General features: G+C 65.2%; 8 protein-coding genes. 5 read left to right on the forward strand and 3 right to left on the reverse strand.

Going from position 1 to position 20,209, the window contains the following annotated elements:
- Positions 1-197: 197 nt before the first annotated feature.
- A complete protein-coding gene (locus ACZ9C1_RS25720) occupies positions 198-1,070 on the forward strand; it encodes a carboxylate/amino acid/amine transporter (protein WP_102684417.1) in 873 nt (290 codons plus the stop codon).
- Positions 1,071-1,073: 3 nt separating this feature from the next.
- On the opposite strand, the gene ACZ9C1_RS25725 is transcribed toward ACZ9C1_RS25720, so the two are convergent.
- Together ACZ9C1_RS25725 and ACZ9C1_RS25730 are read right to left on the reverse strand one after the other, a co-directional pair.
- A complete protein-coding gene (locus ACZ9C1_RS25725) occupies positions 1,074-2,276 on the reverse strand; it encodes an MFS transporter (protein ID WP_457378539.1) in 1,203 nt (400 codons plus the stop codon).
- 164 nt (positions 2,277-2,440) lie between these two features.
- Positions 2,441-3,742, reverse strand: coding sequence for a mechanosensitive ion channel family protein (locus ACZ9C1_RS25730; RefSeq protein ID WP_457378540.1), 1,302 nt, complete (start codon positions 3,740-3,742; stop codon positions 2,441-2,443).
- 142 nt (positions 3,743-3,884) lie between these two features.
- On the opposite strand from ACZ9C1_RS25730, the gene ACZ9C1_RS25735 reads away from it, so the two are divergent.
- The 3 genes from ACZ9C1_RS25735 (at position 3,885) to ACZ9C1_RS25745 (ending at position 5,888) form a co-directional block, all read left to right on the forward strand.
- Positions 3,885-5,210, forward strand: coding sequence for a DEAD/DEAH box helicase (locus ACZ9C1_RS25735; protein ID WP_023631179.1), 1,326 nt, complete (start codon positions 3,885-3,887; stop codon positions 5,208-5,210).
- 185 nt (positions 5,211-5,395) lie between these two features.
- A complete protein-coding gene (locus ACZ9C1_RS25740; RefSeq protein ID WP_031315381.1) occupies positions 5,396-5,677 on the forward strand; it encodes a BrnT family toxin in 282 nt (93 codons plus the stop codon).
- Complete coding sequence (locus tag ACZ9C1_RS25745; RefSeq protein ID WP_023631177.1) at positions 5,652-5,888, forward strand: BrnA antitoxin family protein; 237 nt, start codon at positions 5,652-5,654, stop codon at positions 5,886-5,888. Before ACZ9C1_RS25740 ends, ACZ9C1_RS25745 begins: the two co-directional genes overlap by 26 nt.
- Before the next feature lie 11 nt (positions 5,889-5,899).
- Here ACZ9C1_RS25745 and ACZ9C1_RS25750 read toward each other — a convergent pair whose 3' ends face one another.
- Positions 5,900-6,169, reverse strand: coding sequence for a hypothetical protein (locus ACZ9C1_RS25750; protein ID WP_102684420.1), 270 nt, complete (start codon positions 6,167-6,169; stop codon positions 5,900-5,902).
- A 227-nt stretch (positions 6,170-6,396) separates the two neighbouring features.
- Between ACZ9C1_RS25750 and ACZ9C1_RS25755 the strand changes: the two genes are divergently transcribed.
- The gene (locus ACZ9C1_RS25755) at positions 6,397-20,202 is read left to right on the forward strand and encodes a hemagglutinin repeat-containing protein (protein WP_476254523.1); all 13,806 of its coding nucleotides are present in this window, start codon (positions 6,397-6,399) and stop codon (positions 20,200-20,202) included.
- Positions 20,203-20,209 lie beyond the last annotated feature (7 nt).

Here is a 20,209-nt window from a genome sequence, read left to right on the forward strand (position 1 = left end):
GCAGACAGTGCGCATCCTGTGCCGGCCTGATCGCCGACAAGCCAGCTCATGGATACAGCGCAGTCCTTGAGAATTGTGCGGTCGGTGTGGGAGCCGGCTTGCCGGCGATGGGCTGCGCAGCAGCCCCACAATCCCCATGGTTGAACTGCCCAGGCCCAACCCGCTAAGGTCCCCGCCTTGATCCACGAGGGCCAACCATGGGCTACCTGATAATCGTCGCGCTGATCCAGGCGTACTCCTTCAACCTGATCGGCGAATACCTGGCCGGCCATGTCGACAGCTATTTCGCCGTGCTGGCCCGCGTTGTCCTGGCCGGCCTGGTGTTCCTGCCACTGACCCGCTGGCGCCAGGTCGAACCACGCTTCATGCGCTCGATGCTGCTGATCGGCGCGCTGCAGTACGGCATCACCTATGTCTGCCTGTACCTCAGCTTCCGCGTGCTGACGGTGCCGGAGGTACTGCTGTTCACCATCCTCACCCCGTTGCATGTGACCTTGATCGAGGATGCCCTGAACCGCCGCTTCAACCCCTGGGCGCTGCTCGCCGCCCTGGTGGCAGTGGCCGGCGCGGCGGTGATCCGTTTCGACACGGTTACCGGCGAGTTCTTCATCGGTTTCCTGCTACTGCAGCTGGCCAACTTCACCTACGCCGCCGGGCAGGTGCTGTACCGCCATCTGGTGGCCCGCCACCCCAGCGACCTGCCGCACTACCGCCGGTTCGGCTATTTCTACCTGGGCGCGTTGCTGGTGGTATTGCCGGCCTTCCTGCTGTTCGGCAATACCCAGCACCTGCCGAGCACCGACACCCAGTGGCTGGTGCTGTTGTTCCTCGGCCTGTGCCCGACGGCGCTGGGGTTGTACTGGTGGAACAAGGGCGCCTGCCTGGTCTCCGGCGCCACCCTGGCGGTGATGAACAACCTGCATGTCCCGGTGGGCTTGCTGCTCAACCTGCTGATCTGGAACCAGGACGAACCGCTCGGGCGCTTGGCCATTGGTGGTACGGTGATCCTGGCGTCGGTCTGGTTGAGCCGCTTGGGCGGCCAGCGCGCGAGGCTGCCGGGAGCGGCCTGAGGATCATTGCCGGTGCGGCAGGCCAGTGTGCACGACCAGGCATAACGGTAGGGTCAGCAGCAGCATGCCTGCCAGCGCCATCAATCCCTGTTCCACCCCAGTGTGGTCGGATATCGCGCCGATCAGCACCGGCGCCAGCGCGCCGCCGCCGACCGTGCCGGTATAGAAGCAGGCGAACACCCGCTCGCGCTGCTCGCTGCCGGCGAAGTCCGGCACCAGCCCGGTCAGCACCGACGAGGTGCCGTTGAGTGCCACGCCGATCAGAGGCATCACCAGCATCAACGGCAGGTAGGGCAACAGCAGTGCCACCAGGATCAGCCCGGCGGTCAGCAGCTCGGTACAGATCACGGTGCGCACCGGCCCCAGCCGGGCGCCCAGGTAGCCGCAGAACAGCTTGCCGAAGGCGCCGCCAATGAACAGCAATGTCAGGGCCAGGCCTATTTGCGCGGTCGTCGCGCCCTTGCTCTGCAGCAGGAACGGCAGGAAGGTCAGAAAACCCATGCGCACGCCACTGTCGAGGGTGCCGGTGGCGATCAGCGCCGCCAGCCCCGACCTTGAGCCAACCCGGTCTTGGGCTATGGCCTTGCGCGTTGATCGCCCTGCGAGTGGCGCCTGACGCAATAGCCACCACAGCGCCGTTGCCGCCCCCAGGCCTAGCAGTCCAAGCGCGGTGGCGTTGGTCTGCCATGACACATACACCAGCACCAGGCCGACCAGGCCCGGGATCAGCGCCTTGCCGATATCTCCGGCGAAATTGTACTGGGCCAGGGCCTGCTTCACCTTGCCGCCACCTTCGTATGCATCAGCGACCAGCGCGCTGGCCAGCGGGTGCTGGGTGCTGGCGCCGAGGCCGGCGAGCATCAGGGCGATCAGCAGAAGGCTCAGGTCGCTCGCCTGGGCGGCCATCAGGTAGGCCAGCCCGGCCAGCGTCGTGCCCCGGATCAACAGGGCCTCGCGGCCCCAGCGCCGGGCACCTTTGCTGGCCAACAACTGAAAACCCGCCATCATGCCGGCGTAGGCGCCGCGCAGCAGCCCGACCTGGGCGTAGCTGAGGCCGAAAGCGACCTGCCAGAGGGGCAGCAACACGTAGATGACATCGGTCAGGCCATCATGCACGCCATGGGCGAGGCTGGCGGCGGCGAGGGTCTTGCGCCGAGACGATGGCGGGGTGTCGTGCAGTGAAGTGCTGGGAATGTCCTGAGGCATGGCTCGCTCACGAAGGTTGTGGCAGGCGTCTGTCGAGCGTCAGGGATGGGCGTGGCGATTGGGCCGTCGATCTTCCGTGATGACGTCGTCCTGGATGGCTCCAGGGTAGTGCGCCTTGGGGGCGCAATGCAAAGGGCGCCCGGTCGGGCGCCCCGATTGGACGGTCAAGCCTCGCTCAATACGTCCAGGCTGCGTGGCTGGGTCTGAGGCTGCGGCCTGGCCGCCAGCCCCGCACGCATGTCATTGCCACTGGGCTGCTGGTACAGGCTCAGCCCGAACTCCGGCAGCACGGCCAACAGGTAGTCGAAGATATCGCCCTGGATGCGCTCGTACTCGGCCCACACCGTGGTGGTAGTGAAGCAGTAGATCTCCAGCGGCACGCCTTCGGCGGTGGTCTGCATCTGGCGGACCATGCAGGTCATGTTCGGGTGCACGTTGGGGTGGCTCTTCAGGTACGCCAGGGCGAAGGCGCGGAAGGTACCGATATTGGTCAACTGTCGGCGGTTGGCCGACAGCCCGGCGTTGTGGCCCTGGGCTTCGTTCCATTCGCGCAGCTCCTGGCGCTTGCCGGCCAGGTAGTCGCCGAGCAGACGCACCTGGCCCAGGCGCTGTTCTTCTTCCTGGGTCAGGAAACGTACGCCTGCGGCATCGATGAACAAGCTGCGTTTGATCCGCCGCCCGCCGGATTGCTGCATGCCGCGGTAATTGCGGAACGACTCGCTCATCAGGCGCCAGGTGGGGATCGAGACGATGGTCTTGTCGAAGTTTTGCACCTTGACCGTGTGCAGGGTGATGTCGACCACGTCGCCGTCGGCGCCGGCCTGGGGCATTTCGATCCAGTCGCCGACATGCAGCATGTCGTTGCTGGTCAGCTGCACGCTGGCGACGAACGACAGCAGGGTGTCCTTGTACACCAACAGCAGCACCGCCGACATGGCGCCCAGACCGGACAGAAGCAGCAGTGGCGAGCGGTCGATCAGGGTGGCGACGATGACGATGGCGGCAAAGATCCACAGCATCATCTTGGCCAGCTGCATGTAGCCCTTGATCGAGCGGGTGCGGGCATGTTCGGTGCGGGCGTAGATGTCCAGCAGCGCGTCGAGCAGGCAGGACAGGGCGCGGGTCATGAACAGCAGCGTCACGGCCAGTGCGACATTGCCGAGAAAATGCTGGGCGGCGGCCGACAGCTCCGGCACCAGCTTCAGGCCGAACTGCACCACCAGCGACGGGGTGGTCTGGGCCAGACGATGGAACACCTTGTTGTGGCGCAGATCGTCCAGCCATCTGAGTGCCTGTTGGCGGCCTAGCAGGCGGGTGGAGTGCAGGATCAGGAAGCGCGCCAGACGGCCGATCAGCAGCGAGACGAGCAGCAGCACGGCCAGGCCGAGGGCGGCGTGCAGCAGGGGGTGTTGGTCGAGCGTGCCCCAGAGGTCGAGGGCGTCACGCCAGAAGCGTTGGATGTCCATGGGATTGGAAACGGTCTGTGTTGCGGTACGAAGCGTTATTAGAGCGTGGATCGGCGCAAAGTTGCCAAAAGAAATTCGGTTCTGGCCACGGAAAACGTTACCCTATGCAACTGAATTTTTCGCACTTGCCCGAGGTTACCCCGTGTTTTCCCAATTCGCCCTGCACGAACGCCTGCTCAAAGCCGTGGCCGAGCTGAAATTTGTCGAGCCGACCCCGGTGCAGGCGGCGGCCATTCCCCTGGCCCTGCAAGGGCGTGACCTGCGGGTGACGGCGCAGACCGGCAGCGGCAAGACCGCCGCCTTCGTGCTGCCACTGCTCAACCGCCTGGTCGACCGCAGCGGGCCGAGCGTGGAAATCCGTGCGCTGATCCTGCTGCCGACGCGTGAGCTGGCCCAGCAGACCCTCAAGCAGGTGCAGCTGTTCTCGCAGTTCACCTACATCAAGTCCGGCCTGGTCACCGGCGGTGAAGACTTCAAGGAACAGGCGGCGATGCTGCGCAAGGTGCCGGACGTGCTGATCGGTACCCCGGGTCGCCTGCTCGAGCAGCTCAATGCTGGCAACCTCGACCTGTCCCACGTTGACGTACTGATCCTCGACGAAGCCGACCGCATGCTCGACATGGGCTTCGCCGAAGACATGGAGCGCCTGTGCAAAGAGTGCGAAAACCGCAAGCAGACCCTGCTGTTCTCGGCCACCACCGGTGGCGCTGCCCTGCGCGACATCATCGGCAAGGTGCTCAAAGACCCTGAGCACCTGATGCTCAACAGCGTCTCGCAGCTCGCCGAAGGCACGCGCCAGCAGATCATCACTGCCGACCACGACCAGCATAAAGAGCAGATCGTGCAGTGGCTGCTGGCCAACGAGACCTACAAGAAGGCAATCATCTTCACCAACACCCGCGCCCTGGCCGACCGTATCTACGGCCACCTGGTGGCCAAGGAGGTCAAGGCGTTCGTCCTGCATGGCGAGAAGGACCAGAAGGACCGCAAGCTGGCCATCGACCGCTTCAAGGACGGCGGCTCCAAGGTGCTGGTGGCCACTGACGTCGCGGCCCGCGGCCTGGACATCGACGGCCTGGACCTGGTGATCAACTTCGACATGCCACGCAGCGGTGACGAGTACGTGCACCGTATTGGCCGCACCGGCCGTGCCGGTGGCGAAGGACTGGCGATCTCGCTGATCACCCACAACGACTGGAACCTGATGTCGAGCATCGAACGCTACCTCAAGCAGCAGTTCGAACGCCGCGTCATCAAGGAGGTCAAGGGTACCTATAACGGTCCGAAGAAGGTCAAGGCGTCGGGCAAGGCTGCCGGCACCAAGAAGAAAAAGACCGAGAAGAAGGCGGGCGCCGACAAGAAGGGCGCCGCCAAGCGCAAGCCGTCCGCCAAGCCGAAGGCCAACGCGCCGCTGGCCAGCGCCGATGGCCTGGCACCGCTGAAAAAGCGCAAGCCTGCGGCTGAGTAAGCCCCTCCGGCAATGAGCCCGCCACTGCAACGGTGGCGGGTTGCTTCACCTCTTTCCCCAGGGCGCGTAGCCCATTTCCCAAACCCTGTTCCAGCCCGGGCATTTTGTCGCCCGAGCGCCACACTCCTCTGGCATGTGCAGCCAAGGAGGAGTAGCGTATGTACAGCTGTAAATACGATTGTCCCGTGCGATTTGAATGGGACGAGGAAAAGAACCAGCTCAACATCCGCAAGCACGGTATCGACTTCAACGATGTGCCCGAGATGTTCCGCCAACCGATGCTGGCGCTGCGGGATGAGCGATTCGAGTACCCGGAGGCACGCTGGATCGGCATGGGCTGGATCAATGCCTGGGTCAGCGTGGTCGCCTACACCGAACGACAGGGTGATGTGATCCGCATCATTTCCGCCAGAAGAGCCACTCGACGTGAGGTAACGCGCTATGTCGAAACCGTCCAGAAGCTGTGAGCAAGACCAAGCCCCGGTCGATACCTCGGACATCCCCGAACTCGACGATGACTTCTTCCGCCGCGCCGAGCTGCGGGTGCCGGCCAAGCAGACAGTGACCATCCGCCTGGATGCCGACGTACTGGCCTGGTTCAAGGAACAGGGCGCCGGCTACCAGACCCGCATCAACCAGTTGCTTCGCCAGTACATGCAGGCCCAGCAGCGGCGCTGATCCAGGCGCAGTCAGGTTTTCCTTTCCGCTTCTTTAAGTTCCTGGATGCGCTTGTCGATCAACTGGCATTTGTCCGGCAGGTCCTTGCTGGCGGTGCCGAGGTCCATGTGCTGAAGCTCCTCATTGATTTCCTTGGCCTTTTGAGCGTTCTGCTCGGTCAGCTGGCTCACCAGGCCCGCCAGTTGCTCTCTTTTCTGCGTGGCCTCTTCCGGTGTGCAGGCCAAGATGGGCTGCGCGCAGAACAGGGCTGTCGCGCAGAGGATGCAGGGTAGCGGTTTCATCCTTCGGTTCCCTTGTCAGTCGATTCGTGCGGTGGAGGTCGCTGGCTGGCCGGAAGTTCAGCGCGAGCGACTGGCGGAACAGGTGTCGTCATACGGCTACTATTTTTTGACGATATTAATTTGACGCTTCCGTGATGGCGAAATAGTATCTCGCGCTCTTTTTCGCTAATGCTTACCGGTGTGCTGGCAAGCATGAGCACCTGACCGCCTGATTTGCGAGACCTGACATGGACGTCCGTCTGTTTGCCTTCCTGGCCCGCCAACGCTCGGCCGCCGTTCAGCCCCGTGAGCGCTTCTGCGGCCTGCCCAAGCGCGGCCTGGCGCTGCTGCTGGCCAACGTCATGTTCTGGCAGCCGCTGTGGGCACAGGCCGCCGAAGGCGTGGTGGTCAGCGGGCCGGGCACCCGGCTGGACCAGGCGGGCAACGGCGTGCCGATCATCAATATCGCCGCGCCCAACGGCAGCGGCCTGTCGCACAACCAGTTCAGCGACTACAACGTCGGCCAGCAGGGGCTGATCCTCAACAACGCCACCGACCGCACCCAGGCCACCCAGCTGGGTGGCATCATCCTCGGCAACCCCAACCTGCAGGGCACCGCAGCCAGCGTCATCCTCAACGAGGTCAACGGCGCCAACGCCAGCCAGCTGCGCGGCTACACCGAAGTGGCCGGGCGCGGGGCACATGTCATCGTCGCCAACCCCCACGGCATCACCTGCGATGGCTGCGGCTTCATCAACACGCCACAGGCCACGCTCAGCACCGGCAAGCCGGTGCTCGAGAACGGCCAGCTGAGCCGTTACCAGGTCGACCAGGGCCATATCGCCATCGAAGGCGCGGGGCTCAACGCCAGCAACGTCGACAGCTTCGAGCTGATTGCCCGCAGCACGAAAATCAACGCCGAGATCCAGGCACGCAACCTGGCCATCGTCGCCGGGCGCAACGATGTCGATGCGCGGACCCTGGCGGCCACGGCGCGCCAGGACGACGGCAGTGCCAAGCCGAGCCTGGCCATCGACTCCAGCGCCTTGGGCGGCATGTATGCCGGCGCGGTCAGGCTGGTGGGCACCGAGGCCGGGGTCGGCGTGCGCCTGGACGGGCGGATGATCGCCAGCGGCGGCGATATCCAGCTCGAGGCCAACGGTCAGTTGCGCATGGCCCAGGCCAGCGCCACCGGTGATGTACGCCTGCAGGCGGCGGCTATCGATGCGCAGGGCCCGGTGCATGCCGGCCAGCAACTGCAACTGGACAGCCGCGGCGAGTTGGTCAACCGCCAGGGGCTGACTGCTGCAGGTTCGGTACAACTAGACGCGGCTGGCCAACTGAGCAACCTTGGCGGTATCCAGGCGGGTATCAACATCGATGGCGAGCGCGTGGCCGGCGCCGACCTGAAGCTCAGCGCCGGTGCCGTGGACAACCGCAACCAGCGCCTGATCGCCAGCGGCGACCTGAGCGTCTCCACCGGCAGCCGCCTGGACAACCAGGGCGGCAGCCTCAGTGCCGGGCGCGACCTCAGCGTCAATGCCTCGACCCTGGACAACCGCCAGCAGGGCAAAGTGCTCGCCGACGGGCGCATGACCCTCACCGGTGGCCAGTTGCTCAACGGCGACCGTGGTCAGATCACCAGCCAGGGCGCACTGAACGCCACCTGGGCCCATCTGGACAACCAGGCCGGCGAACTGTCCAGCCTCGATACCCTGGCCCTGAATCTCGGCAGCCTGGACAACCGCACTGGCAAGGTCCTGGCCAACCGCGGCATCACCGTCACCAGCCAGGGGCTGGTCGACAACCGCAGCGGCCGGATCGCCAGCCAGGCCACCCTCGACCTGAGCGCCCAGGCCCTGAACAACGGCCAGGGCGGCCATATCAGCGGCAACCAGGCAGTCGGCGTCAATGTCGGCCGGCTCGACCAGCAGGGCGGTCACCTGAGCAGCGTCACCGCGCTGACCCTGGACCTGAACCATGGCCGGCTGGACAACCGCGACGGCAAGATCGCCGCCAATCAGCTGCACCTGCGCCAGATCGCCGATATCGACAACCAGCGTGGCGAGATCTTCGGCAAGGGCGCCTTCACCCTGGCAGGCCGCAGCCTCGACAACACGGGCGGCAAGTTCTACAGCGAACAGGCCCTGACCGTGCGCCTCGACCAGTTGCTCGACAACCTCGATGGCCTGGTGTCGGCCGACGGCCTGGATATCCGCGCCCTGACCCTGAACAACCAGGGCGGCGTGGTCACCAGCAAGTCGGGCCTGGCAGTGGTCACGGGCGCAGCCATCGACAACCGCCACGGCGAGATTTCCAGCGCTGACCTCGGCCAGGTAACGGCAGGCAGCTTCGACAACCGTGAGGGTACGGTCACTGGCGGGGCGCTGGAGTTGGCCATCGCCCAGGCGGTGGACAATCGCCAAGGGGTGCTGGCTGCCGACAAGGCGTTGAAGGTGAGCGCCGCCAGCCTCGACAACCGCGAGCAAGGCAAGCTGCTCAGCGACGGCACGCTCACCGCCAAGGTCAGCGGGCTGCTGGACAACCAGGCCAAGGGCCTGGTGAACGGCGTGGGCGCCACCCATATCGACGCGGGGCAACTGGACAACCGCGGTGGCCGCCTGGTGGGCAAGGACCTGCTGACCCTGCAAGGCCAGCGCTGGGACAACCGCGGCGGCAAGATCGAGGCCGACGGCGCACTGACACTGACCATCGACCACCTCGACAACCGCGACCAGGGCCTGGTCAGCGGCCAGGCCGGGGCCCGCTACAGCGGCAGCGAGCTGCTCAACCAGCTCGGCATCTTTGGCGCCAAGGGCAACCTGGACCTGGTCGCCGCGCACCTGGACAACAGTGGCGGCAGCCTGACCAGCGGCGGCGATCTCGATGGCCAGGTCACGCGCCTGGAGCAGCTGGGCGGCAAGCTGTCCGCCGACGGCACGCTGACCCTCAAGGGCAGCACACTGGTCAACCGCCAGGGCGCCGTGGTCGGCGCCGGGCAGGGCATGCACCTGACCGTGGATAGTGTCGACAACCGCGGCGGCGAGCTGTCCGCGGCCAAGGCGCTCAGCCTCACCGGGCAGCGTCTGGACAACACCGGCGGCCAGGTCCTGGCCGACACCGACCTGGCGCTGACGGTGGCCGAGGTCATCAACCAGGCCCAGGGCCTGCTGCGCGGCAAGGGCCAACTGACCCTCGACGGCCAGACCCTGGACAACCGCGACGGGCGTGTTTCCGCCGAGCAGGGCGCACGCCTGCGCCTGAGTCAGGCGCTGGACAACGGCAAGGGCCTGCTGACCAGCGAGGGCGACCTCGACATTGCCGCCGCCAGCCTCGACAACAGCGACGCCGAACTGAGCAGCGCCGGCAAACTGACCCTGGCCACCACCGGCAAGGTCGACAACCAGCGCGGTTCGATCACCGCCGACGGCGCCCTCGACCTGCGCAGTGCCAGCCTCGACAACCGGGCCGGCGAAGTTGGCGCCCAGGGGGCCATGGACATCGCCACCGGCACCCTCGACAACCGTGACAGCGGCCATGTGGTCGGCAATGACCGCCTGACCCTCAAGGCCGGCCAGGTCAACAACGCAGGCAGCGACAGCCGCATCGACAGCGATGGCGCCATGCACCTGACCGCCAGCGGTTTCGACCAACAGGCCGGCCGGATGCTGAGCAAGGCCTCGATCACCCTCGACCTGGGCCAGGGCGCGCTGGTCAATCATGGCCTGATCAAGGCCCCGGTGCTGGTGCTGAACAACCTCGGCCGCGTCGACAACCAGAACGGCGAAATCACCAGCCCGCAAGGCTTCACCCTGGCGGCCAATAGCCTGGACAACCGCCAGGGCAAGCTGCTCAGCGACCAGGCGTTGACGGTGCGCATCGCCCAGGCGCTGGACAACACCAAGGGCCTGGTCTCGGCCAAGGGCCTGGACCTGCATGCCGCCAGCCTCGACAACCGCGAGGGCACCGTCAGCAGCCGCGCCGGCCTGGTGCTGACCGTCGACGGTCGCCTGGACAACCGCCAGGGCACCCTGGTGGGCGACACCGCCCTCAACCTTGTTGCCGCGACGCTGGACAACAGCAAGGGCAAGGTCTCCGGCAAAGGTCAGGGCGAGATCCAGGCCGACACCTTGCTCAACCACGCCGGTTCGCTGGTCAGCCTCGAGCAACTGCGGATCAAGGGCGGTGAGCTGGACAACCGCGAGGCGGGCCTGCTAGGCAGCAATGGCGCGCTGACCCTGGAAGTCGATCGCATCGACAACCGTGGCGGCGAGATCACCGGCAAGGCCGCTGTCGCGGTCACCGGCACCTCGCTGGACAACAGCGACGGCGGCCTGCTGGTCGCCGGCACCGGCATGACCCTGGCGTTGCAGGCACTGCTCAACCGCAACAAGGCGCGCCTCGAGGCCCAGACCGGCCTGACCCTGACCGGCCTGACCCTGGACAACGACGGTGGCCGCCTGACCAGCCAGCGGGACATGACCCTGACCTTGACCGGCGCGGCCCTCAACCGCCTCGGCCTGCTCAGCGCCGAGGGCCAGCTGGTGCTGGCCGCGCACAGCCTGGACAACAGCACCGGCAAACTGGACAGCGCCGGCAGCCTGAAACTGACCACGGGCGACGCGCTGCTCAACCAGGGCGGCGAGCTGCTCAGCGACAGCGACATCACCCTGGCCAGCGCCAGCCTGGACAACACCGACAAAGGCGCGCTGGCCAGCAAGGGCCAGCTGACCCTCAGCACCGGCCACCTGGACAACAGCCGCCAGGGCAGCATCAGCAGCAACCGCACCCTCGACGTGCACGCCGGCCAGCTCGACAACCGCGACGGCGGCCGCGTGGGCAGCCGCGAAGCACTCACCGCCACGGTCACCGGCCTCGACCAGCAGGGCGGCAAGCTGTTCAGCGACACCTCGGTGACGCTCGACCTGAGCCACGGCCACCTGGACAACCGTGGCGGCCTGATCAATGCCCCGTCGCTGCAGCTCGACAAGCTGAAGACCGTGGCCAACCAGGGCGGCGAGCTTTCCAGCGCCCAGGCCTTCACCGTCGCTGCCGAGCAACTGGACAACGGCAACGGCCGCCTGCTCAGCGACCAGCGCCTGCTGCTGCGGGTCAGCCAGCGCCTGGACAACCTCAAGGGCCTGATCGGCGCCCAGTCGCTGGAGATTCATGCCGGTACGCTGAGCAACCGCGACGGCGGCCACATCGAAGCCAAGGACGCGCTCGCCCTCACCAGCAAGGGCCTGGACAACCACGCCGGCAAGCTGCTCGGCAGCAGCCTCGCGCTGGACCTGGGCGGCGCCGACCTGGACAACGGCGCGGGCCTGATCACCACCGCCGGGCCGCTGACCCTGGTCAACCTGGCCAAACTGGACAACCAGGGCGGCGAGATTTCCACCGCCCACGCCCTGCAGCTGGACGTCAGCGAGCTGGACAACCGTGACGGCAAGCTGATCAGCGAACAGACGCTGGCCATCACCAGCGGCGCCATCGACAACCGCAACGGCCTGGTCTCGGGCTGGCAGGGCCTGACCGTGACCGGCCAAAGCCTGGACAACCGCCAGCAGGGCACCCTGTCGAGCCGCTCCGGTGCCGTGCAGGCGACCGTGACCGGCGCGCTGCGCAACAGCGACGGCGGCGCGCTGGTCGCCCAGCAACGCCTGGACGTCAAGGCCGCCAGCCTGGACAACAGCGCCAAGGGCATCCTCTCCAGCGGCAGCGGCCAGCAGCTGACCATCACGGCGGCACTGGACAACCATGACGGCGGCCTGATCGATGCCGGGGAAAAACTGGTCATCAGCGCCGGTGCTCTCGACAACCACGGCGGCCGCGTGGCCACCCGCCAGGACCTGGGCCTGACCGCCGCGAGCCTGAACAACACCGACGGCAGCCTCGCCGCCCAAGGGGCGCTGACCCTCGACCTGCTCGGCGAGCTGCTCAACCGCCAGGGCAAGCTGTTCGCCGGCAAGGACCTGCTGGTCCAGCGCGCCGGCCTGGTCGACAACCAGGCTGGCCAGATCGCCAGCCAGGGCCTGCTCAAGGTGCTGGCCGCCAGCGTCGACAACAGCCAGCGCGGCACCCTGGCCGCCAATGGCCCGCTCACGCTCGACAGCCGCGGGGCGCTCAACAACTCGGGCGATGGCCTGATCTACAGCCAGCAGGGCGACGTAGGCCTGCAGGCGGCCAGCCTGAACAACGCCAAGGGCACCGTGCAGGCCAAGGGCGCGATCACCGTGCAGGCCACCGGCCTGCTCGACAACCAGGGCGGCAAGCTGATCGCCCAGGACGGCGCGCTGACCGTGACCGCCGACACCCTCGACAACCGCGGTGGCATCCTCGCCAGCCTCAAGCAGGCGCTGGGCGTGCGCACCACCGGCGTGCTGCGCAACGGCAGCGACGCCACTGGCCAGCGCGGCATCCTCCAGGCGCTGAGCCTGGACGTGCAGAGCGCCAGCCTCGACAACCACGGCGGGCGCATCACCGCGCTCGGCGGTGATACCGTGATCCGCACCGGGCAGCTGGACAACCGCGATGGCGGCATCTCCGCCAGTGGCCTGCTCAAGGTCACCGGCGCCAGCCTGCTCAACGGTGGCGACGTGCGCGGCGAGATGGTCGGCCAGCGTATCGAACTGGGGCTGAGCGGCGCGCTGGATAACCGCAGCGGCATCATCGAAAGCGCCAGTACCCTCGCCATCACGGCCGCCACTCTGGACAACCAGGGGGGGCAACTGCGTGCCGTGGGCACCAGCGGCAAGAGCCAGTTCGCCATTGGCGGGCTGTTCGACAACCGCAATGGCCAGGTGGAGATCGGCAACAGTGACCTGACCCTCGGCGCCGGCCTGCTGCAGAACGTCGGTGGCAAGGTGCTGCACGTCGGCAAGGGCGTGTTCGACATCGACACCGCCAACCTTACCCGTGCCGGCGGCAGCCTCAGCACCCGCGGCGGCCTGACCCTGACCGCCGACAGCTGGACCAACGGCAGCGCCATCCAGGCCGGGCGCCTGACGGTCAATGTCAACAACCTCACCCAGACTGCCGGCGGCCAGTTGCTGGCATTCGACAGCCTGGTGGGCAACGGCGGCAACTGGAGCAACGAAGGTCTGATCGCCAGTGACGGCGCGCTCAGCCTCAACCTGGGGGGTACCTACAGCAGCGCCAATGGGCGGGTGAACAGCCTGGGTACCCTGGGGGTGAGCGCGGCGCAGATGAACCTGGGCAGCAACGCCAGCATCACGGGCGTGGGCAACACCACGATCAATGTGGCGGGCCTGCTGACCAACCAGGGGCGGCTGAGCTCGGCGGGCGATCTGCTGGTCAATGCCGGTAGCGTGAACAACCTGGGGACTTTGGGTGGCAACCAGTTGGTGCGGGTGACCACCGGCAGCCTGCGCAACGATCACAGCCTGTTGTTCAGTGGCGGGGACATGCAGCTGTATACCGGCGCCTTGACCAACTTCTATGGCGACGTCTACAGCCTGGGTGGCTTGACGGTGGCTGGCAATGCCGCGGGCGGGCTGGCGAACAAGATGGAGAACATTTCCGGCAGCCTCGAGAGTGCCGGGGACATGCGCCTGAATGCGCAGGCCATCGAGAACAGGAAGGAGGTTTTCAAGACCACGGGCACACCGAAGTGGAGCTCGATCGGTATGCGTCAGACTGGGCCGGGCGCCGGTCATATGGTGCTCGAAGAGTACTACGAGAGAAAGGTCGAGATCGACTCGCCTGCTGGGGCAATCCGTGCTGGCCGCGACCTGTTTGTGCTCGGGGGGCGGCTGGAGAACTCGGCTTCGGTGATCACCGCCCAGCGTGATATCACGGTCAACGTGCAGAACTTCCTCAACAAGGGCGAGGCACTGGGCACCTATTCGGAGCTGAAGTCGTTCTACCTGACAGGCGTTGACAAGGTCAAATACGCCATGCCGTACTTTGCCGCGGTGATGCGCTATAACGCTGCCAATGACCCGGAATATAAAAGGGACACCAGTAACGGCGGCAGGAATGTCGTAGGCACGATGCGAATGTGGGATGCCAACTGGAACGAATCACGCATCACGCCCTATACCCGGCTTGGCGGTACCGCAAACTACAACACCATCGCGGTCATCGGCTGGAAGAGCTGGTTTGACGGATTCTCGATCGGCTCGCTGAACATCGCGCCGGCATACAACCCTGATGTGAGAGCGCCGCTGCCCGCGCAGATTCAAGGCGTCACGTTCTTCGACCCTCGTACCATCGTGCATGACACCCAGGTCGGTGCGGCGAATGCCGTTGTACAGGCGGGTGGCCGGGTAAGCATCAACGCCACCAGGGACGTGATCAACAGCGTCATCCAGGAAGGGCTGACGGTCGGTGGCCCGGCAGCCAAGGCGTTCGACCCCAAGTTGCCGAGCGCTGCCGGCAGCACGGTCATCAATATTCATGCCCAGCTTCCCCCTGACCTGGCACAACAACAGGTCAACCCCCTCGCCTTGGGTGGTTTCACCTTGCCCACCGGGCAGAATGGACTGTTCCGCCTGAGTGGTCAGGGCGGCAGTGGCGCAGGTGGTACAGCCCCGAGCTGGACGCTTGGCAGTGCTGAAGTCTTGACCCAAGGCCGCCAGGTGTCGACCCCAGGCGCCCAGCCTGGTGCGCTGCAGGCTGTGGATGCCAGTGCGGGGAACCAGAGCCATCAGCAGATCGACCGCATCGCCCATCAGGGCGGTGCCGTGGGCGGCAACGCAAGTACCATCGGTGTCTACGCACCGAACGGCGCACCGGTCGACGTCAATCGCGCGACGCGACATCCCGGTGCCGATGCCCGGGAACCCTCGGTCAACGGCAACCTGGGGATCAGCGCGCGTCCCGACATTGCGGGTGTGACCCGTATGCCGGACAGCCAGTACACCAGCAAGCCACACAAATATCTGATCGAGACCAACCCGGTCCTCACCGACCTCAAGCAGTTCATGAGCTCGGACTATCTGCTCGGCAACCTGGGCTACGACCCGGACCAGAGCTGGAAGCGCCTGGGTGATGGACTCTACGAGCAACGCCTGATCCAGCAGGCGGTGGTGGCCCGTACCGGCCAGCAGTTCATCGATGGCCAGACCTCTGGCGATCAGCTGTTCAAGTACCTGATGGACAACGCCATCCGCAGCAAGGACCAGCTCCAGCTGAGCCTGGGTGTGGGCCTGACGGCCTCCCAGGTGGCGGCGCTGACCCATGACATCGTGTGGATGGAAAAACACCAGGTCAACGGCGAAGAGGTCCTGGTCCCGGTGCTTTACCTGGCCCAGGCCAACAACCGCCTGGCCCCCAACGGTGCGTTGATCGCCGGCCAGGACGTACAACTGATCGCCGGCGAGAACCTGACCAACGTCGGGACCTTGCAGGCCAGCCGCAACCTGTCCGCCACCGCTGGCAACAACCTGGTCAACACTGGCCTGATCCAGGCCGGAGAGCGTCTGGAACTGCTGGCCGGCAACAACCTGAGCAACAGCGCCGGCGGCATCATCACCGGGCGCGACGTGAGCCTGACTGCGGTCAATGGCGATATCCTCAACCAGCGTGACCAGGTGCGCGCCGTCACCCATTTCGGCGGCACCAGCCAGCACAAGGACTACCTGGATAACGCCGCCCGTATCGAAGCCGGGAACAGCCTCAGCCTCAAGGCCGGCCAGGATATCAACAACGTCGCCAGCGTGATCCAGAGTGGCGGCGACCTGTCCCTCAACGCCGGGCGCGATGTCAGCGTGCTGTCGGTCGAGGAGCGCGAAGGCTTCTACAGCGACCGCCAGCGCAACAACACCGTGCAGCAGCATGGCGCGACGGTTACCGCCGGTCGCGACCTGAGCATTGGCGCGGGCCGTGATCTCACCGCGGTGGCCAGCCAGATCGATGCGGGCCGCAACCTCTCCCTGGCCGCAGGCGAGGACCTGAACCTGACCTCCGCCGCCAACGAAGCCCACAGCTTCAGCCGCAGCAAGAAGGTCACCCAGTCCAAGGACCAGGTCACCCAGGTCTCGACCACGGTCAAGGCCGGGGGTGACGTGTCGCTGTCTGCCGGCCAGGACATGGCCATCGTCGCCAGCCAGGTCAAGGGCAAGGGCGACGTCGACATCGACGTCGAGCGCGACCTGACCATCGCTTCCGACCAGAACGAAAGCGCGTCCTATTACCTCAAGAAGAGCAAGGGGTCGTTCGGTCGCAAGAGTTCGAACCAGAAGGAGAGCTACCACAGCACCAACGTCGCCTCGGTGATCGAGGCGGGTGGCGATCTCACCGTCAACGTCAGTAAGCAGGACTATGGCGGCATCTCCCTGGACGGCGGTCGCGATGTCACGGTGATCGGCAGCCAGCTCAAGGCCGGCGGCGACCTCATGATTGGCGCGACGCGCGATGTGGCGGTGTTGTCCGGCGTCGAGGAACACGGCGAGTTCAGCAAGAAGACCAAGTCCGGCTTCCTGGGCCTGTCGAAGAGCGGCAAGAGCCAGCTGCAGACCCGCGCCACGCAGGTGGGCAGCGAGCTCGATGCCGGCAACGACATTGTCCTGGCGGCTGGCAGCGATGTGCGCTTGCGCGCGAGCAAGGCCAATGCCGGCAACGATGTGGAGCTACGCGCCGGGTTGGTGGACGACGAGGGCGATGTCAACCTGGTGTCGGCCAACGACACCGCCTATAGCCGCAGCGAGGAGTACAAGCAGAAGCTCAAGCTCTCGCTTTCGGTCAAGGACATGCTGTCGCCGACAGCGCTGATGCTGCCGGGCGTGCAAAACGTCTCGATCCCCTCGGTTTCGATTGCGTCGGCAAAGACCTCCGGGCATGAAGCGCGCAGCAGCACCAGTGTCGGCAGCCAAGTGGTCGCCGTACGCGACGCCACTCTGGAGGCGGAACGCGATATCAACGTGCTCGGTAGCGGCATCAATGCCGGACGCAATGTCAGCCTGAATGCCGGGCGTGACGTGAACATCACTGCGGCGCAGAACCAACGTGACGATACACAGTGGTCCAAGTCGAGCAGCGTCGGGCTGCATTCGGACACCGACGACAACGGTACCAATTTCTTCGCGGGCGTTGAAAAAGAGAAAGCCAAGGACCGCCTGCGCGAGCAGTTGGCTGCCGGCAGTCGCATCCAGGCTGGCAAGGACCTGGATATCAATGCTGGACGTGATATCAACCAGACCGGTTCGGACTTGCTGGCGGGGCACGATATCAGCCTTGGCGCCGGACGAGACATCAACATCGATGCCGGCCGTGACACGCGTATTCAGGAGCAGGAGCGCGAGTATGAGAGCCAGGGGGTCAGCGGCTCGATCAAACATAACGCCGGCAGTACCAAGGATGCGATAAGCAATACCGGCAAGGGCGAGGATGGTGTCAGCAAGGGTTCCAGCACCTTGCAGACCGTGGATGCCATCGGCCAGTTCTTCACCGGCCCCACCGGTGACGGCAAGATCGGCAACAGCAAGCAGACCAGCAGCCAGCAAAGCGTGGAGCAGAGCAATCGGCCTTCGACGCTGGACGCCGGCAACGATGTGAAGATGCAGGCTGGCAACGACGTCAATATCAAGGGCAGCAAGGTCCAGGCCGGGCGTGACATCGACATCAAAGGCCGGGATATCAACATAGATGTCGCCAAGGGCAGCAGCAGCCAGGAAAACAACCAGTCGCAGAGCTGGGGCGGCGTGCATGGTGGCACCAGCGGTGGCTTCAAGGTCGGCATCGGCGGCAGCCATGGCACTGCCAGTGCCGATAGCCAGCAGGGTACCTCCACGCCTGCGCAGCTGGAGGCCGGGGGCAACATCAAGCTCGATGCCAGCAATGACCTGAACATCGTGGGCAGTCAGGTCAAGGCCGGTCGCGATGTGGAGTTGAACGCGGGGAATGAGCTGAACATCGTGGCTGCCAAGAACGACAGCCAGCAGGAGCAGAACCGTCATAGCGGCGGTGGCGAGGTCGGCCTGACCTTCGGCTCGGAAGGTGTGGGCGTTTACGCCAGCGTCAACATGGGCAAGGGCGACCTGGAGCGTGAAACCCAGCGTCATCAGCAAGCCTATGTGTATGCCGGTGACCAGCTGAAGTTCACCAGCGGCAAGGACACCAACATCAAGGGCGCCCAGGTACGCGGCGACGAAGTGATCGGCCGTGTCGGTGGCGACCTCAACGTGGCCTCGGCCATCGACACTGGCAAGGTCAAGGGCAAGGAGTTCGACATCAATGCCACTGTCACCGTGGGCCCGGGCGCCGGTGTCAGTGGGTCGGTCGGCTATGGCAAGACCACCGGCAAGACCGAGTGGGTCGAGGACCAGACTCGCATCACCGGGCGTGACAAGGTCGATATCCGCACCGAGAATCACACCCAGCTCGACGGTGCGCTGATCGCCGCCGACAACGGCAATCTCAAACTCGACACCGGCACCCTGGGCTTCAGCGACATTGCCGGCAAGGACAAGGAGCACGGTTACTACCTGAATGTGGGTGGCAGCTGGAAGAAGGGTTCGGCCAGTGCCGAGCAGGATCCTTCCAACGGCAAGGTCACCGCAGACGCAGGTAACGACGAGAAGGGCCCGAAGAACCAGACCAGCTGGAGCGTCAGCGGCTGGGAGTATGAAAAGGACCGTGAGCAGACCGTCCGTGCCACCGTGGGTGCAGGTGATATCACTGTGCGCAAGGACGCCGAGAGCGGCCAGGACTCCACCGTCGGGCTGAACCGTGACCTCGACAAAGCCTACGAAATCACGCGGGACAAGGAGTCGCGCACCGATCTCTATGTGACCGACAGCTCGCTGAACGATGTGCTCAATCCCAAGGAGACGCTACAGAAGTGGAGCGATGGGCTGCTCGACTACGACAAGACGGCGCTGAAGAACTTCGAACAGGCCGGCAATGCCCTCAACGCTCTGGTCAATCGTTACCAGCGGATGACCGGGCGGCCAATGGACAGCGGCGCTGTCGCGGTCGCGGGCCGGGCGCTGGCGGAAAACACCCTCGAGTCGTTGATCCTGGCAGGGATGTCGCCACGCGATGCCATGGTCTTGATGGGCAATGAAGACTTCCAGACCCAGGTATTGCAGCAGCTCAACAATCTTGAGCATGTGTTCGAGCAGTCGCAGGATTTCACCCGGGAGCTCGAGCGAAAACTGGGGGCTCTTGAGCTTGATACAACGCATGTCACGGCGGAGCGCGACAGCGTCCAATGGACACTGACCTACGTCTCTACCATCAACGAGTACCTGGGTGCGCATCCGGATGCGGCCGAGGCGGTCACCGTGGCAATTGCCATGCTGCAAGGCCCCAAGGCTGTCATTCAGATGGCTGTCAGCCAGGTGATCGACCAGACGGAGCTGGGCAAGGACTTCAATGCTAAGGTCGAGGAGGCCGTGGCGAAGGTTGGCCAGTACATTGCCGAGCGCATGGAGGGAGAGGGCGACCTCGACAAGAAGGAAGGCGGCGACTTCCTGATTGGCGGTGGCAAGTTGATCACCAGCGTGATCATGGGCGCCATACCAGGACGCAAGGGCGGCACCCACCATGAAGGAAGCAATGGGCCGGGCTCTCACCTGGATGTGCCGGACACCCGCAAGCCGCACGAGCCTCCTGCCGGCGAGGGGCCGCCCAAGGGGCCGGCATCGGCGTTCACCCAGCTTTCCAGCCAGGCACGGCGTTATCTCAATGAGCTGGAGGCGCACACGGGCCTGAAAGTCACCGCCGAGCAACGCGACAACCTGGCAAATGCCTTGCGGGAAAAGAACTACACCAAGCTCACGCCCAAGGAAACCCAGAAACACCGACGCGACTTCAACAAGATCAAGGACGAGCTGATCGGCCAGTGGGAAACCAAGACAGGCCAGACGTGGCCCCGCTACACCGAAAATGTGATGAGCAAGGATGGGACAAAGGTGGTGCGCAAGGCCGGACAGCCCTACGATGCGCACCACATCATCGAAAGTGGGTTCGGCGGACCTAACGAATGGTGGAACATGCACCCGGCACGCTTCCCCGACCAGCATCAAGGTGGCATCCATGGGAAAGACAGTGTGGGCAGGGAAATTCTTCACATCACGATAAGAGGGTAGGGTGAAT

The sequence above is a fragment of the Pseudomonas sp. TE21435 genome (assembly GCF_056279265.1).